Source organism: Thermodesulfobacterium thermophilum DSM 1276, assembly GCF_000421605.1.
GTDB lineage: Bacteria > Desulfobacterota > Thermodesulfobacteria > Thermodesulfobacteriales > Thermodesulfobacteriaceae > Thermodesulfobacterium > Thermodesulfobacterium thermophilum.
Window position 1 is genome coordinate 44,062 of record NZ_ATXI01000004.1, and the last position, 17,696, is coordinate 61,757.

12 protein-coding genes are annotated in these 17,696 nt (G+C 36.3%); 8 read left to right on the forward strand and 4 right to left on the reverse strand.

Going from position 1 to position 17,696, the window contains the following annotated elements; genetic code table 11:
• Positions 1–2: 2 nt before the first annotated feature.
• Positions 3–1,499, forward strand: coding sequence for a UvrD-helicase domain-containing protein (locus H529_RS0102590; protein ID WP_022855007.1), 1,497 nt, complete (start codon positions 3–5; stop codon positions 1,497–1,499).
• On the opposite strand, the gene H529_RS0102595 is transcribed toward H529_RS0102590, so the two are convergent.
• A complete protein-coding gene (locus H529_RS0102595) occupies positions 1,496–2,839 on the reverse strand; it encodes a sigma-70 family RNA polymerase sigma factor (RefSeq protein ID WP_022855008.1) in 1,344 nt (447 codons plus the stop codon). The two genes, H529_RS0102590 and H529_RS0102595, sit on opposite strands and share 4 nt — an antisense overlap.
• 403 nt (positions 2,840–3,242) lie before the next feature.
• On the opposite strand from H529_RS0102595, the gene H529_RS11550 reads away from it, so the two are divergent.
• On the forward strand, positions 3,243–3,680 hold the full coding sequence (locus H529_RS11550; protein ID WP_162138221.1) for a hypothetical protein: 438 nt from the start codon (positions 3,243–3,245) through the stop codon (positions 3,678–3,680).
• Between the two features lie 2 nt (positions 3,681–3,682).
• Here H529_RS11550 and H529_RS11145 read toward each other — a convergent pair whose 3' ends face one another.
• Together H529_RS11145 and mnmG are read right to left on the reverse strand one after the other, a co-directional pair.
• A complete protein-coding gene (locus tag H529_RS11145) occupies positions 3,683–4,762 on the reverse strand; it encodes a CCA tRNA nucleotidyltransferase (RefSeq protein ID WP_022855010.1) in 1,080 nt (359 codons plus the stop codon).
• Positions 4,756–6,624 (reverse strand): tRNA uridine-5-carboxymethylaminomethyl(34) synthesis enzyme MnmG, encoded by a 1,869-nt coding sequence (mnmG, locus tag H529_RS0102610; RefSeq protein WP_022855011.1) that lies wholly within the window; start codon positions 6,622–6,624, stop codon positions 4,756–4,758. Before mnmG ends, H529_RS11145 begins: the two co-directional genes overlap by 7 nt.
• A gap of 231 nt (positions 6,625–6,855) precedes the next feature.
• Here mnmG and ileS point away from each other — a divergent pair, with 231 nt between their 5' ends.
• From ileS to uvrC, 6 genes are read left to right on the forward strand one after another with little or no spacing between them, the layout of a single operon-like run.
• A complete protein-coding gene (gene ileS / locus H529_RS0102615; protein WP_022855012.1) occupies positions 6,856–9,657 on the forward strand; it encodes an isoleucine--tRNA ligase in 2,802 nt (933 codons plus the stop codon).
• Positions 9,658–10,128, forward strand: coding sequence for a signal peptidase II (lspA, locus tag H529_RS0102620; RefSeq protein WP_022855013.1), 471 nt, complete (start codon positions 9,658–9,660; stop codon positions 10,126–10,128).
• Entirely contained in the window at positions 10,118–12,001 is a 1,884-nt protein-coding gene (locus H529_RS0102625; protein ID WP_022855014.1) for a tetratricopeptide repeat protein, read from the forward strand. Before lspA ends, H529_RS0102625 begins: the two co-directional genes overlap by 11 nt.
• Positions 12,001–13,776 (forward strand): aminodeoxychorismate synthase component I, encoded by a 1,776-nt coding sequence (pabB, locus tag H529_RS09890; RefSeq protein WP_022855015.1) that lies wholly within the window; start codon positions 12,001–12,003, stop codon positions 13,774–13,776. Before H529_RS0102625 ends, pabB begins: the two co-directional genes overlap by 1 nt.
• 36 nt (positions 13,777–13,812) lie before the next feature.
• A complete protein-coding gene (locus H529_RS0102635) occupies positions 13,813–14,949 on the forward strand; it encodes a 3-isopropylmalate dehydrogenase (protein ID WP_022855016.1) in 1,137 nt (378 codons plus the stop codon).
• Between the two features lie 8 nt (positions 14,950–14,957).
• The gene (gene uvrC / locus H529_RS0102640; protein ID WP_022855017.1) at positions 14,958–16,760 is read left to right on the forward strand and encodes an excinuclease ABC subunit UvrC; all 1,803 of its coding nucleotides are present in this window, start codon (positions 14,958–14,960) and stop codon (positions 16,758–16,760) included.
• Between the two features lie 72 nt (positions 16,761–16,832).
• Here the strand turns inward: uvrC and H529_RS0102645 are convergent, their stop codons facing one another.
• Positions 16,833–17,603, reverse strand: a complete 771-nt coding sequence (locus tag H529_RS0102645) for a sulfide-dependent adenosine diphosphate thiazole synthase (RefSeq protein WP_022855018.1) — start codon at positions 17,601–17,603, stop codon at positions 16,833–16,835.
• Positions 17,604–17,696: the final 93 nt, after the last annotated feature.

The window sequence follows — 17,696 nt, forward strand, 5'->3', positions numbered from 1 at the left end:
CTATGGAGTTTAAGCTCACCCAAGAACAACAGGAAGTTTTAGCTACCCTTCAAGATGCAATCGTAATAGCAGGTCCTGGAACAGGGAAAACCTATACGCTTGTGGCTAAGCTAAAACAACTTATCGAAAAAAACGAGGTTTCACCAAAAAAAATTTTAGTTCTCACTTATTCTGTTAAAACCTCAAAGGAATTAAGGCAAAGATTGATTCAGGCAGGTTTAAAAGAAATAAAGGTTGATACCTTCCATGGTTATGCCTATGATTTATGGTGTGAACATCACCAAAAACCTCCTAAACTGCTTACAGAAAAAGAAAAAAAGGAAATTTTAAAAAAACTCTTTGGTAGAACCCCAAAACCTTTAACTCAGTCAACAAACAAACTAACTTTTTTTGAATACCTCAAAAAGAACCAGCTTTTAGACTTTGAACTTTTACTTTATGAGGCCTCATCCATTCATAACCTAAACTTTTCAGGTTATCATGTAGTTATAGACGAATTTCAAGACCTTTCAGAAGATATTTTAGAATTTTTAACCCTTTTTAAAAATGCAACCTTTACTTTGTTTGGTGATCCTAATCAATCTATTTATGGTTTCCGAGGAGTAAACCTAAAAAAAATTAAAAACTTTTGGCATACCTTTAGACCTAACCTTAAGGTACTAACTCTTTCTCAGAGTTTTAGATGTCCAGAAAAAATACTTAAAATAGCTGAACGGTTTAAATGTTCACCCTGGGAACAAGCATCCTACAACAGTCTAAAAACCGGAGGGAAGGTTCAGGGGCTTTTTTTTGAAAATTCTTTTCACGAAAGAGAAATTTTAACTGATTTGGTAAAAGACCTCTTAGGAGGATTACAGTTAGAACACCAAAAACAGGGAGGGATTCCTCCTAAGGAAATCTTTGTTCTTGCAAGATTAAAAGAGGTCTTTCAACCCTTAAAAGAAGCCTTCCTCAAGGCTGGGATACCGGTTAACCTGGTAGAAGAAGAGGCTAAAGCTGCTTATGAGACTCTACAAAAGTTTATATCTGAAGCTCAATCTTCGGTTTTTTCTATAACAGATCTGATAAAAAAAGCACCTTCCAAGATCAAAACCTATCTGGAAAATCTTTGGGAACTTTCAACCCAACATAAAGAAAGATTTTTAGGCTATCTTATCAGCACTCAACCTTCTGACCTTATAGACACAGACCGAGAGGGGGTTAACTTTCTCTCTATACATGCCTCAAAAGGGCTTGAAGCTGAAGTAGTTATCTTAGTGGGCGCAGAGCAAGGACTTATTCCCCTTACAATTTTTAAGGACACAGACGAAGATGAAGAAAAAAGACTGGTTTACGTTGCCCTAACTAGAGCTAAAAGAGAATTTTATTTTTCTGGAGTAAAGGAAAGAAAAGTCTATAATTTTTGTCTAACCCAAGGGTTATCTCCCTTGTTTAAAGGAATCCCTCTTCAAACCTTTAAGCCAAAACCACCTAAACCTAAGCAATCAAGCCTTTTTTAATCTCTGATGTCAAACTTTTCCTTTTGAGCAAGTTGTCGCATCTTGTAAAGCGCCTTTTTTTCTATCTGCCTAATCCTTTCTCTTGAAACCTTAAACATATACCCTATTTCTTCTAACGTATATCCCTCATATTCTCCAAGACCAAACCTCATGCGAATGATTTTTTCTTCTCTGGGAGAGAGGGTGGCTAAAAACCTTTTTATCTTGTCTGAAATATCCTTTTTTCTGGCTGTATCATAAGGAGAAGGGCTTTTTTTGTTTTCTATAAAGTTCCCTAAGGTGCTGTCTTCATCTCCGATCGGAGTTTCTAAAGAGACAGGTTCTTTTGAAGTTTCAAAGATTACCAAGATTTTTTCATAAGGAACCCCAGTTCTTTGAGAAAGCTCTTCAGGAGTAGGCTCCCTTCCTAACTCTTTAGAAAGCTCATAAAAAACCTTAAAAACATAGTTTCTAAGCTCTAAAAAATGTACAGGAAGCCTTATGGTTCTTGTCTTATCAAGGATAGCTCTGGTGATAGACTGCCTTATCCACCAAGAAGCATAGGTGCTAAACTTATTACCTTTTCTATAGTCAAAACGATAGACTGCCCTCATCAAACCAAGGTTTCCTTCTTGAATAAGGTCAGCCAAAGACAACCCCTGTCTTACATACTTTTTAGCAATAGATACTACCAACCTAAGGTTAGCCTTTACCATTTCATCTTTAGCCTTTTCTATACGAGAGATATTCTTTTTTATATCAACACAAAAATCTTTTATACCTTTAGGCTCTATCTTTTGTTTCTTATTTTTTATATATCTTTCTTCTAATTCCTTAACCATCCTTTCAAGATAATTAACGTAAGTTTTTTTAGGTTTAAGATTAGGGTCTCTTCGCTCCCATTCCTGAACTACCGCTTTTACCTCTAAAATCTCTTTACAGTCTATCTGAGTTTCTCTTATAATCTTTAATATATTATCAAACCCCTCTCTTATCTCTCTTGACAACTCCTCCTCTCTTTCTGGGGTTAAAAGGTCATACTTACCCATCTCTTTAAGATAAAGAGATAATAGCTCCTCTGAACCTGGCTCTGAGATAGTCTCTTCTTCAGTCAATTCTCCTTCGGTAAAAGTGGAAAGCTCCTTAATCTTATCATGGACCTTCTTCTCTATATATTCCTCTCTTTCATAAGGATCCATGTCTTTTAACTCTATCCCATAACTCTCAAGAAGGTCAAAAATCTCTTCCATCTTGTCAGGGTCGCTATACTCTTCAGGTAAGATCTTGTTTAAAATTTCATAAGTAAGCTGACCGGTTTTCCCTAACTCTAAAATCTTTTCGTTAAGGTCCTTTTGTGCCATTTACCTCAACCACCCCTTTTCTTTTTAAATTATTTTGTTAAATTTAAGTTTAAATAAAATAATTATTAAACTTTCATCTTCAACCATGCACGATCCACTTTTGTTAAAAACTTTAATCTATATGCTCAGCTATCACCCCGATGAGTTCAGTCTTATTCCTGATAATAATGAATTTTTCAAAATAAAGGAAATTTTTCAAGCTCTAAATTTTACTAAAAAATTTAAAAAACTAAACTTAAACATATTAAAGCAGCTATTTTCTTACTATTATAGAGATTTTTTTGAATTTTTAGAAACATCAAACTTAGTAAAGCCTAAAGAGAAAAAATTCACTCCCCCCTTTAAGGTAAGTTTAACCCAAATTTATAATTTTAAAAAACTTTGGACATTTGTCAAGCCGAGGTTGTGGTATCAATTGTGTTTAGATGAAAAATGGAGTCCTAAAGAAGGACGTTTCCCTGTATTTACTGAAAAAGAATTGGCAGAAAATTGGGCTAAAGCTAAAGGTGCACTGTTAATAGAAGTTTTACCCTATAAATTCTACGAAGATCTTGAGATTTACCAGTTTGGAGAAAGGGTTTTGTTACTCTCCTATCTTCATTATGCCTTCTTAAAAGGGCCTCCTATCGATCAAAAGTTCATACGTAAATACTTACCTCAAGAAAAACCTACTGAAAGGCCTGCTCCTATCACCCCTTTTAATCAACCTGGTTTTACAGAAGACGTTTACCAACCTGACCAAGACTTGCCTTTTAGAAAGCTTACTCACGGAAAGAAGAAAGAAAAACCCTGGAAAAAATATCAGAAAAAAAAGGCAAGGTTAAGAGAAGAATTAGAATAGGGTTAATCCAAAATATCTTGTAAAATACTTACTAATTTTAGAATTTGATGAAAATAAGTTTTTTTTCGTATTTTTTTAGGAAAAGGTTGGTTTTTTTGAGCAAAATAAATTCCTTTATAGACATCTCTTAATAAATCCATAGACCGTTCAAACAACCCTCGATTAAACCTAAACGTAAAAAACAAAGAGAAAAACAAACGCAATAACTCTTTTCTTTCAAAAACAGGCACCGGTTGAAAAGGTAAAGGAACATAGGTTTTACCTATCAACGGTAAAAAAACATAGGCAAAAAGGCAAATCCGTTCTTCCACAGCTAAGCTCTGGTCTTGAGAAAGTTTGGTCAAAACCAGCCTAAGAAATTTTTCATCTAAGGATTTTTCTTCGACCATTTTCAGATAAAAAGGATATATCTGATAAAGTAACCCAGACTTTTGTAGAAGTCTAAACCAGTCCAGCACCCAAAAACCCATAAGGTCTTTTAAAATTTCATCCCTCAACCTTTCCCAAACAACTTTTTTAATAAGATGAGAGTTTCTAATAATTGCTTCCCAAGCCATTGATTCTATGTTAAATTTTAATCTTGATGTATGTCTTATAGCTCTCAACATACGAACAGGATCGTTTAAAAACCTTTGATCAGGGTTTCCTATAACCCTTATTATACCTTTTTTTAGGTCTTCTAATCCTCCGACATAATCTATGATCTCTTTTGAAAAAACGTCATAAAAAAGGGCATTTATGGTTAAGTCTCTTCTTAAAGCATCCTCTTCTGGGGTTCCGTAGTTTTCCTTTACTTTACCGTCGTATTCCTCTTTACCTCTAAAGGTACTAACTTCTACATACTGATCTTTGGTTATATAGACATGAACTATTGGAAACCTTCTTCCTATGATAAAAGCCCTCTTAGGAAAAAGAGAGACCACCTCTCGAGGAGTGGCGGTAGTTCCGATATCATAATCCTTAGGGTCTAATCCCAAAAGTAGATCCCTTACACACCCCCCTACCAGATAGGTGGTGTATCCCTTTTGTTTTAAACGCTTGATGATCTTTAAGATTGGTCTTGGGATAGAAAGGTCTAACACTTTTTCTTTAGATATACCTGGATCGCTGAAATAGCTGCAGGGGTAGCTCCTGGGATCCTTAGGGCCTGACCTAAAGAAGTAGGTCTTATCTTACTAAATTTTTCACGAACCTCGTTGGTAAGCCCAGGAATTTCGTAATAATTTAGGTCTTCTGGCAGTTTTATGTTTTCAAGTCGTTTAAATCTTTCTACCTCTTTGAGTTGTCTTTCTATATATCCACTATATTTTATCTCTGTTTCCACCTCTAAGAGAACTTCTTGGTCAAACCTTTTTAATTCTGGGAGGAACTCTACAAGGTCCTCTATATCTATTTCTGGTCTTCTTAAAAGGTCGTAAGCCTTGGTAGTTTGTTTGATAGGAGCTATACCTTTACTTTGAAGGTAACCGTTTATTAAATCAGGGGAAACCCTAATTTCTCGAAGAAGGGTCTCTAAGGTTTCTAATTTTTGCTTCTTATCAAGGTATCTCAACCACCTTTCCTCATCGATTAAAGCTAACCTTTTTGCCTTTTCCGTAAGTCTTAGGTCCGCGTTGTCTTCTCTTAGCAACAACCTGTATTCTGCCCTTGAGGTAAAAATTCGGTAAGGTTCATCTACCCCTTTGGTGACCAGGTCATCGATCAAGACTCCGATATAAGCCTCTGAACGGTCCAGAATAAAAGGTTCTTCTTCCTTTACGTAAAGGGCTGCGTTTATACCTGCTATAAGACCTTGGGCTGCAGCCTCTTCATAACCTGTGGTTCCGTTGATTTGTCCGGCTAAAAACAACCCTGAGATGAGTTTGGTTTCTAAAGAGGGTTTAAGTTGAGTTGGGAACACAAAATCGTGTTCTATCCCATAGCCTGGCCTTAATATCTCAGCCTTTTCCAAACCAGGAATACTTCTTACCATCTTCCATTGAACGTCTATAGGAAGGCTGGTGCTTATCCCGTTAGGATAAACCTCAACGGTATCAAGACCCTCAGGTTCGATAAAAACTTGATGTCTCTCTTTGTCTGGGAAACGGAAGACTTTATCTTCTATCGAAGGACAATACCTAACCCCTCTCCCTTTAATTTTTCCTGTAAAAAGGGGAGACCTGTCTAAAGCACCTTGGATAATCTTATGGGTCTCTTCTGTGGTATAGGTTATAAAACATGGGACCTGAGGAAGGGGAGGACGTTTTCCTAAGTTTTTAAAAGAAAAAAGAGGTGGGGGGAAATCTCCCCATTGGATTTCCATTTTAGTATAATCTATCGTACGGGCATCAAGCCTGGGACAAGTTCCGGTTTTAAACCTACCAAGCTCAAAACCCAGTTCTTTCAGATGTTCTGCCAGTTTGTTGGAAGGAGGGTCTCCAAGCCTTCCTGCCGGAAAGCTTTCAAGCCCGATGTGTATAAGTCCATGAAAAAAAGTTCCTGGGGCTATTACCACAGCTTTGGCCCCAAACTCTTCTCCCGCTTTAGTCCTAACTCCTATTACCCTTTTATCTTTTACCAAAATTTGAGTAACCAATCCCTGTTTGATAAAAAGGTTAGGTACCCTTTCTAACCTTTTTTTCATCCTCTCTTGATATCTAAAGCGATCTGCCTGGGCTCTGGTAGCCCTTACCGCGGGTCCTTTCTTGGTGTTAAGTTTTCTAAACTGAATACCTGTTTCGTCTATAGCTAAAGCCATCTCCCCACCAAGGGCATCTATCTCCTTTACCAAATGGCCTTTACCTATTCCACCTATGGAAGGATTACAACTCATAGCCCCTATTCTTTCAAGATTGATGGTAATTAGAAGGGTTTTACATCCCATCCTTGCAGAGGCTAAACAAGCCTCAATTCCTGCATGGCCTGCTCCTATGACTATCACATCAAAGGTATCAAGAAAAATCATCCTAACCTTCCTTAATATTCTGATTTAATCAAAATTAAAACTCTCAGGTTTTAATATTATACCACATTAACCCTTCCCTTAAATCCCTTATCCCTAAGAATACCATCTTTTTCTACCAACCTACTTTTTAATAAACCTAATTAGATATTTAATAGCTAAAACGATAGTGGTTTTTTTAAGTTATGTTAAAATTAGAAGTCACATAGCTTACTTAAAAAGGAGGCTTTCATTATGGATTGGAAAGATACTTTGAACCTTCCTCAGACTGAATTTCCGATGAAGGCTAATCTCGTAGAAAGAGAACCAAAATTTTTAGAGTTTTGGGAAAAAGAAAAAATCTATAAAAAAATGCTTGAAAAAAGAAAAGATGCTCCTTTATACATCCTTCATGACGGGCCTCCTTATGCCAACGGAAATATACATTTAGGTACAGCTTTAAACAAAATCTTAAAAGATATTATCGTAAAAAGCAAAATGATGGCTGGGTACAAGGTACCCTTTGTTCCAGGATGGGATTGCCATGGATTACCTATTGAATTGAAGACAGAACAAGAATTAGGGGTAAAAAGAGGAGAACTCCCTCCTCTCACAATAAGAGAAGCCTGTAGAAAATATGCAGAAAGGTATATCAACATCCAGAGAGAGGAGTTTAAAAGGCTTGGAGTCTTTGCTTTTTGGAATAAACCTTATCTTACGATGGATTACAAATATGAAGCTACGATTGCCAGAGAATTTTTAAGGTTTTTAGAATCAGGCCAGGTTTATAGGAAAAAAAAGCCTGTTTTTTGGTGTCCAACCTGTGTAACTGCCTTGGCAGAGGCTGAGGTAGAGTATGGACCACATAAGTCTTATTCTATTTTTGTAAAATTCCCCTTTACCGAAGACCTTAAAGAATTTATCTCTAAAGAATATCAGGTAACCTTAGACAAACCGGCTTATGTATTAATCTGGACCACTACTCCGTGGACATTGCCTGCAAACTTAGCTTTAGCCTTAAACCCTGAATTTGAGTATTTACTGGTAGAGTGGGAAGGAGAATATTATTTAGTAGCTGAAGGCCGTGTTTCAGGTCTTTGTGCTGAACTTAACAAGGATTTACCCAAAATCGTTGCTAAGATAGACCCCAAAACTTTAGAAGGCAAAAAAGCTCTTCATCCCTTTTATAACAGAGAAAGTCTTATCATCTTAGCTGACTTTGTAAGTTTAGAAACTGGAACAGGAATAGTGCACATAGCCCCTGGACACGGAGAAGAGGACTATCAGGTAGGGCTTAAATATGGATTAGAGGTTTATGTGCCTGTTGATCAGGAAGGGAGATTTTACAAAGATGTAGAATTAGTTGGTGGACTTTCTATCTATCAGGCTAACGAAAAAATCTTAGAAATTTTAAAACAAAAAGGGCATTTACTTTTCTCGGATAAAATAGAGCACAGTTATCCTTTTTGCTGGAGATGTAAAAAACCGGTTATTTTTAGGGCTGAGGACCAGTGGTTTATTTCTATGGAACTAAAGGGTTTAAGGGAAAAAGCTTTACAAGCAGTAGAAAAGGTAAAATTTATCCCTTCCTGGGGGAAAAACCGTCTTTACAGCATGTTAGAAAACAGACCTGATTGGTGTATATCCAGACAAAGGGTATGGGGTGTCCCGATTACCGTGTTTAAATGTGAAAACTGTGGAGAAATCTTAAAAGATTTTAGATATTATGAAAAGGTCATAGAGATTTTTGAAAAAGAGGGTTGTGACCCCTGGTTTGTAAAACCAGCAGAAGAGCTTTTACCAGAAGGTACAGTCTGTCCTAATTGTGGTCATAACCGGTTTTCTAAGGAAAAAGATATTTTAGACGTCTGGTTTGATTCAGGGGTTTCTTTTGCAGCAGTGCTTGAAAAAAGAGAAGAGCTTTCCTTCCCTGCAGACTTATATTTAGAAGGATCAGACCAACATAGAGGTTGGTTTCATAGTTCCCTTCTCTGCTCGGTAGGAACAAGGGGGGTTCCTCCTTACAAAGCCTTACTTACTCACGGGTTTGTGGTAGACGGACAGGGAAGGAAAATGTCTAAAAGCTTGGGGAATGTTATCCATCCTCAGGATATAATCACAAAACATGGAGCAGAAATTTTAAGGCTTTGGGTATCGGCTGAAGACTACCGGGATGACATAAAAATCTCTAAAGAAATCCTTTCAAGGTTGGTTGAAGCCTACCGTAAGGTTAGAAATACCTGTAGGTTTTTGATAGGTAATCTCTATGACTTTGATCCTAAAAAAGACTTGATACCTTTTGAAAAACTTCCCTCCTTCGAAAAATACATTCTCTACAGGTTAAGCAAAGTAATAGAAAAAGTAAAAAAGGGATATGAGGACTTTGAATTTCATGTAGTCTATCATGAGATCTATCGTTTTTGTGTAATCGAACTTTCCTCCTTAATCATAGATATCAACCGTGATTATCTTTATTGTGAACCTCGAGAAAGTTTCAAACGTAGGGCTACTCAAACGGTCTTTTACTATGCGTTAGATTCTATAGTAAAACTTATAGCTCCTATCTTTTCTTTTACCGCAGAAGATATTTGGCAGAACCTTCCCTATCCTAAAGAAGAAATTTCGGTTTTTCTTACCGAGTTTCCTGATTACAGGTTTGATCTTTCTCAAGATGAGGTTAAGAGATGGGAAACCATACTTAGCCTTAGAGAAGAATTTCTAAAAGCCTTAGAGATAGCCAGAAAGGACCACAAAGTTATCAGCACCTTTTTAGAGGCTGAAGTCTATGTAGAGGCTCCAGAAGATATAAAAGAACTCTTAAAAGATAACTCTTTTTGGGAATACTTTTTGATAGTAGCTAAGTTTGAATTGATAGAAGCATTAGACCCAGTATCTAAACCTCAAACCTTTGTTTCTGAGGAAATATCAGGACTTAAGATTTTGGTGAAGCCTACCGAATATAAAAAATGTGAAAGGTGCTGGCAAAGAAAGCCTGAAGTTGGTAGGCTACCTAATCCTGAGCTTTGTGAAAGATGTTATCAGGTGGTAGGTGGTTAGATGAAAACCTTTTGGATATGGGCTAATATAGTTTTTTTATTAGACAGATTAACCAAGTTTTGGTTTATAAACTTGACCTATCCAGGTCATCAAGACGTTTGGCAGGTTTTACCTGGTGTTAATCTGGTTAAGGTGTGGAATAAAGGAGTAGCTTTTGGGCTTTTTGCTAAAAATAGCTTTTTAGGAACCTTAGGGTTGATTTTTCTAAACCTAATCCTCCTTTCACTGATATTTTTTTGGGCTAAACATAAAGCTTATAAGCCTGAAACTAAGACAGAAATCATCGGCTTAGGGTTGATATTTGGGGGAGGGGTTAGTAACCTTTTAGACCGATTGGTATTTGGGGCAGTTTTCGATTTTATAGACCTTTATGTAAAGAACTTCCATTGGCCTGCTTTTAACATAGCCGATATAGCCATAACCTTAGGACTTTTTATCTTAATTTATAAACAAGTAAAACATGTTTCTTAAGATTGTTGAAGTCCAGAGATTAAAACATTTCTTGTTTAAAACCTCTTATCAAGAGGTAGACTATAACATAGAAGAGTTTTTAAAAAAGACATATAAAGTAGTATCCCCTAATCTTTACCAGATTGCACCTAAAAACCTGGTTTATCTCAACGAGATCCTTTACAACCTGAAAGAGCGGTTTAAAAAATTTTTAGGTTCTTCCCCTTTACCGTTTTATGTAATCCTCTCAAAAGAAAGGAACTTTTCAGAAAAACCTCGATATGTAAGGGCAGGAAAAATCTATTTTCAAGAAAACCTAAAAAAAGAGGTTTTACAGGAATTTGAAGGTGTAAATCTTTTTTATAAGGTTCAGGACTGGTTAGACGACTGGAAAGAGCTAACGCTGCCTGCTACTGTTGACCCTAAAATCGATTTTTTTTATAAAGACTTCTTTTTTACCGGACCAAACCCACCATGTTTTTTCTGTGGAAGCACCCATCACCCTTACCACAAATGTCCTGGTCTTTTAGAACCTCAACCAAGATCGGTGTTAGAACAAGCCTTAGACCTTCCTTTTTCAGAGACTTCTCAAATTATATGGCAGGGCTTGATAGAGGAAAAACCAAATTATTTTAATATAAGGCACTTTTATCTTTTACCTGAATTTTTAAAGATAGTTTTTTACCGAGGAGAAGGGTTAACTTCCTGGTCTCAGTTAAAACTTTCGATAGAAACCCCTGTAAGAGGAGGAAACATCGGGATAGGTTTGGATGCTCTCATAAAAGGAGATTTAAACGTGGCTGAAAGTCGATTTCTTGAAGAAGAAAGTGATTTAAAGGCCTGTATAGGGTTGACCTTTGTAAACCTGTTAAAAAATAGATGGGATAGGGCTCTATACTTTCTTGAAACCGCTCTAAGTCAAAACACTTCTAATTTTACCAAAAGTTATATAATTTTTTTAAAAGGATATCTCTACGAATATCAAGGAAACGACCTGACAGCCAAAGAACTATATCAAAAAGCTTTTGAGTTAGATAAAACCTTTTTACCTGTCTTTTTCAGATTAAGAGTTTTAGATTATTTAAATGATGAACCAATTGATAAGTTTATGGGTTATTTTGGACATCCCCTTCTTATTTTCTGGGCTTTTACCGAGCCTCTGTTTATTAGAGATCAGGAGGAGTTAGAAAATTTTATAGAAAAACGAATCCTTGAGAAAAGAGAAAATGCCTTGCAAAGACTTAAAGAAGCTGAAGACCTGTTTCATCGGTTAAAACACGTAATGACCAAAGATGAGATCAAAGAATACGAAGAATTACTTAAAACCTTAGCGTATGACATTTATCACAGAGGTATGGGAGCAATAGATAAAGCCTCAGACCGAGCACTTGACCTTACCCTTGAATTGCAGGCTTTGGTTTATAACAAAGTAAAAGAAATAAACCATAAAATAACAGAGTTAAAAAAACAATATGAAGTTCTTGCGACCTTTTGGTCAAAATATCCTTATAAAGAAGAAGATATAATCTTCGGAAAAGAATTAAAAACCCTAAAGAATTTACTTGAAAAAAACTTAGAAAATACCAAAAAAAGAGATATATCACAGATTTTGACCCTGATGTTTTCAGAACTAAACTTAGCAGAAGAAAAGGTTCAGCTATTAAAAGACCTTAAAGATGACCTTAAGAGAAAATGGGTGTTTAGAAGAAGGCTGACAGACTTTTTAAGAAATTTTTTACTGTTAGAAACCCTTTTGGTAACCTTCTATGTAATCGGATATCTTTTTGAAGATTCTTTTTTAGAAAGCCTGCTTACTATTCCCGTGTTTTTAATTATCTCTGTTGTTATCTTATTCCTTTGTTTGATCCTTGCCTATACTAAAAATCCTGAATGATGAAATTTATTTGGGTTAACGCAGAAAAATTTCCCTATCAGGTTTTATCTTTCGAAAACCCTTTAGAAGTTATCAAAATAGATGATCCTTCTAATCTATCTCTTTTTTTTGAAAAACTCCAAAATTTTATCAAAAAAGGTTTTTATGCCTGTGGTTTCTTATGTTATGAGACAGGATACTTATTAGAAAAAAGACTTAACAAGTTTTTTAAAAAACCTAACCTGCCACTTGGTTATTTTGGAATCTATCCTCCTCCTCGAAAATTTTTTATCAACCCCCTTGAATTAGCTAAAACGGAAAGTTTTCTGTCAATCGAAAACCTTAGTTTTTCTGTATCTAAAGAAATCTATCAGAAAGACATTAAAAAAATAAAAGATTACATAGCTTCTGGGGATGTTTATCAGGTTAACTACACCTTTAAGGTCAAGTTTTGTTTAAAAGGCCATCCATCTGACTTATTTTATCGGCTCCTCTTTTCTCAGCGCTGTAAATACAGTTTTTATTTAGAAGAAGAAAATTTCTCGATAGCCTCTTTATCTCCAGAACTTTTTCTCGAAAAAGATGGTTCTTTCTTATTAACCTCCCCGATGAAAGGAACGATTAAGAGAGCCCACTTTTTCTTTTTAGACCAAAAGAGAAAAAGGGAACTTTTTGTGGATGAAAAAAATCGGGCAGAAAACGTAATGATAGTGGACCTTTTAAGAAATGATTTGGGAAGGGTTTGTGTGCCAGGAGAGGTTTGGGTAACCCATATTTTCAACATAGAAACCTACCCTACCCTTCATCAGATGACCTCTTCTATAAAGGGGAGACTTTTCACCGAAAATTTGTTTGAAATCTTTAAGGCGCTTTTCCCCTGCGGTTCAATTACCGGAGCACCTAAGATAAGGGCGATGGAAATTATCGCTGAGGTTGAAAAAGAACCCAGAGGAGTTTACACAGGAGCGATAGGGTATATAGACCCAAACTATAATTTTCTATTTAACGTGGGGATAAGAACCTTGGTATTCACTAAAAAAGATTTAGAAAGTTATCTTGGAGAAGCAGGTATTGGAAGTGGAGTGGTTTGGGATAGCAAATCTGATGAAGAATATGAGGAGTGTTTGCTCAAAGCTAAATTCTTTTTAAATCCCTTGCCTTATTTTCAACTGATAGAAACCTTCTGGTTTAAGCCCCATACCCTCAACCCCCTTCTAAAACTCCACTATCAAAGGTTGATATTTTCTGCCAAATATTTCAGGTTTAACCTACCCAAGGTTTTACAGAATTTTTCCAGTTTCCAAAGGTTTATCGAAACCCACATACCTGACCAAAAAAAATATAAAGTAAGGCTTCTTCTTTATCCTGAAGGAAGGATAGAGATATCTCTTCTTCCTTATGAGGGCTGGAAAAAAGGGCTAAAAATAGCCTTTATGAAGCGAGATTTTGATTTATCTAATCTTTTCTATCACAAAACTAACGTAAGATCTCCCTTAGAAAAAGCCCTGCAAAAAGTAAAACAGTTGGGATTCGATGAAGTAGTGTTTTTTGATGAAAACGGTAAAATTCTCGAAGGATCTTTTTCTAACTTTTTCGTCAAAAAAGAGGGGAAACTCTATACTCCACCTTTAAAATTAAAACTTCTTGATGGAGTACTTAGACAATTTTTGGTTAAAAGGAAAATAGCTTTAGAACAAGAACTCTCTCTTGAAACCCTAAAAAACTTTTCAGAAATTTATGTAGGGAATTCAGTGCGTGGACTTGGTAAAGTAGAAGATTGGTTTATACTAAAGTAAAATTATTCAAAAGCGCATAGTAAGGAGGGAGTTAAAATGGCTAAAAAAGGTGGAACTTGTAAAAGGAAAAAACGAGCTTCTCAAGAAGTACAAGAAGTAAAAAAGATTTACAAAATAGCCGTCATTCCTGGAGATGGAACAGGGCCTGAGGTCATAAGAGAAGGAATAAAAGTTTTAGAAGCTGCAGGCAGAAGGTTTAACCTAAAATTTGACTGGAACTTCTTTGACTGGGGAGGAGAAAGATATCTTAAAACCGGAGAGACTATCCCAGAGGGGGGTATTGAGGAGCTTAAAAAACATGATGCCATATACTTAGGAGCAATAGGGCATCCTGAGGTAAAACCTGGAATTCTTGAAAAAGAAATATTATTAAGGATCAGGTTTGAGCTTGACCAGTATGTTAACCTTAGGCCGATAAAACTTTATCCAGGGGTTTGGACTCCTATCAAAGATAAAGGTCCAGAAGACATAGATTTCGTGGTAGTTAGAGAAAACACAGAGGGACTTTATGCAGGAGGAGGTGGCTTTTTAAGAAAAGGGACTCCCTATGAAGTAGCTATACAGGAATCCATAAACACCAGATACGGTGTAGAAAGGTGCATCAGGTTTGCCTTTGAATACTGCAGAAAAAGAAATAAAAAGAAAAAGGTTACTTTAGTGGGAAAGACCAATGTTCTAACCTATGCCTTTGACCTGTGGTATAGAGTATTTCAAGAGGTAGGACAAGAATATCCTGACATAGAAAAAGACTATGCCCATGTCGATGCCACCTGTATGTGGTTTGTAAAAAATCCTGAATGGTTTGACGTAATCGTTACAGACAACATGTTTGGTGATATCATCACCGACCTTGGAGCCATGATACAAGGTGGCATGGGTATTGCTGCTGGAGGAAACATTAACCCCAACGGAGTTTCTATGTTTGAGCCCATCGGTGGTTCTGCCCCTAAATATACAGGAAAAAACGTAATTAACCCCTTGGCTGCCATTTGTGCAGGTATGATGATGTTAGAACACCTTGGAGAAGAAGAAGCGGCCAAAGCCATAGAAAATGCAGTTATTAAGGTGTGTAGGGACCATTTAAAAAGTATGGCTGCTGGACAGATGGGTTATTCTACTACTGAGGTTGGAGATTTAGTGGCTAAGTATACCGAAGAAGGAGTAGAACTTTAACATGAAAGATGTTAACGATAAACCTGAAAGAAATCCCGGAATCTCCAGGGGTTTATCTTTTTAAAGGTGAAAAAGGAGAGGTCCTTTACGTAGGAAAAGCTAAAAACCTAAAAAACAGGTTGTCTTACTATGTAAAAGGACCTCTTCTTTCTCCTAAAATTCAAAGGTTAGTAGAAACTGCCGAAGATTTAGAATACTTTCTTACTCAAACAGAAAAGGAAGCTCTTTTACTTGAAGCTAATTTTATCAAAAAATACCGCCCTAAATATAACGTCCTTTTAAAGGATGATAAAAATTATCCCCTTTTAAGGTTGGGTTTACAAGAAGAATATCCCTCTTTACAGATTGTTCGGAGGAGAAAAAAGGGAGATAAAGCCCTGTATTTTGGACCCTTTACCTCTACTCGTGGGCTAAGAGAGGTATTAAAGCTTCTTTCTAATATCTTTCCCCTAAGAAAATGCAGTCTCTCAGAAATGAAAAGGAGAAAAACTCCCTGTGTGTACTATCAAATCAAAAAATGTTTGGCTCCTTGTGTTAAACCTATTTCTAGGGAAGAATATCAAAAATTAGTAAACGGAGTGATAGAATTCTTTCAAGGGGGAGGGAAAAAGCTAGCTATAAAGATACGGGAAGAAATAGAAAGACTTGCCGAAAACTTAGAATTTGAAAGAGCAGCCTTTTTAAGAGATAGATTAAAAGACCTTGAAAACATCCTGGAAAAGCAAGCAGTAGTTTTTCAAGAAACGGCAGACTTGGACTTCTGGTTAAACCAAAAAACAGAAAACAAAGAATACTTTATCGTCCTTTTTATCAGACATGGTTATCTATATGGCTTTCAGACCTTTGAGGTTAAAACCCCTCTTGAAGGTTCAGCCCTAAAAGAGGTTTTAATCCAGTTTTATCTTGACGGAAAGATTATTCCTCCAGAAATTTATCTCCCGCAGGAAATAGAAGAGAAAGAAGACTTAGAAGAAGTCTTCACAGAAAGCACAGGACATAAAATAAAACTGTTGATACATCCTAACTCAGAAGAATTTATCGTTTTAAAGCAAATCGCCTTAAAAAACTTGCAAGAATATATCCTTTCAGAAAAAAGAAGAGAGAAACCCTGGTATGCAGGCCTTTCAGAAGAGATTAAAAAAGTTCTAAAGCTTTCTAAGGAACCTCAACGGGTAGAAGCCATCGACCTTTCGCAGTTTTATGGAGAAGCTAAGGTTGGTGCAACCGTATGTTTTTTTGAAGGAGAACCAGATAAAAGTTTTTATCGAAGGTATAATATCAAAGAAGCAGGTAGAGATGACTATTCGATGCTTTATGAAGTTTTATACAGAAGATTAAGACGAGGATTAGAAGAAGGAACCCTACCAGACTTATTCTTGATAGATGGAGGAAAAGGACATTTAGAAACTGCCTTAAGGGTACTCGAAGACCTTAACATAACAGACTTAGAAGTAAGGGCTGTAGCTAAAAACGAAAAGAGACAACCAGAAAAGATTTATATCCCTGGGAGAAAAAATCCTGTGTTTTTACCTAAGTATAAAGAGGTTTTTCATTTTATCGGAAGGGTAATGGAAGAAGCCCACAGGTTTGCCCAAACCTTTGCTGAAAAGAAAAAACGAGAACAAGATTTATCAGGCTATTTAGATAAAATCAAAGGGGTAGGACCTAAACGTAAAGAAATTCTCCTTTCTCATTTTAAAAATTTAGAAGAGTTAATACAAGCCCCTTTAGAAAAAATCGCCAAACTTCCTGGCTTTAACCTAAAAATAGCTAAAACCTTAAAAGAAAGCTTAACTCAACAATCAAATTGATAAAAACTTAGGGGGCATCGAACCCCCTATGTATATTTATCGTATATTTTGTATTTGTATCTCCTTGAAATTTTATGCTTTTTTAGAAAGGTCGGCTGCTATAACCTCTGCGATTTTTTTACCGCTCATAAGCATACCGCCAAAAATCGGTCCCATCCTTGGTAAACCAAAAATTTCACAAACAGCAATCCCTGTAACATATAGACCCTCTGCTACCTTCCCTGTATGTTCTACCACCAATCTTTCAGAGACTTCGCTCCAGTTTGACCTTTCTCCTTTGATAAAAATGTTTAGATCTGGGTTTTTCTCAGCAGCAATCTGGACTATTTCTGCCCCATGACCAGAGGCATCAACCAGAGCTTTTGAAGCAGTAAAAAGTGGGTCTACATGTAATCCTGCCATTTCTATAGCTGTCCATTTCCACAAAACCCCACAAACCTTAGGTGGATTATCTCTAACGATTACGTCTTCTACATAAACCCCAAGAAAACATTTGGCGCCTGCATCTAAAGCCCCTGTAGCCAGTTTAGCTATAAGTTCTGCAGGATCAACTACATATAAGCCTTTATCTGCTTTTTGACATTTTATCTTAAAATCTTCTACTATAGGTAATACCTCCTCCTGAACCACTATCTTAGGTATCATGTTACCTCCACCACCTATCCCCCCACCAAAAGACAACCTTTTTTCATAAACCGCTACCTTGTAGCCCTTTTCAGCTAAATATTTAGCACAAGTAAGACCTGAAGGCCCTGCCCCTACTATTAGTGCGTCTACCTCACTATACTCGTAAAGGTCCTCCATTCCATACTTTACAATAGCTCTCTGAATCTCAAGCTCCATAAATCTCCTCCCTATTTTAAAAATTTAAATAATAACTAAAATAGTTTAAAAATAAATATTTTTAAGGTTAAGAGAAATATTTCACATAACCAA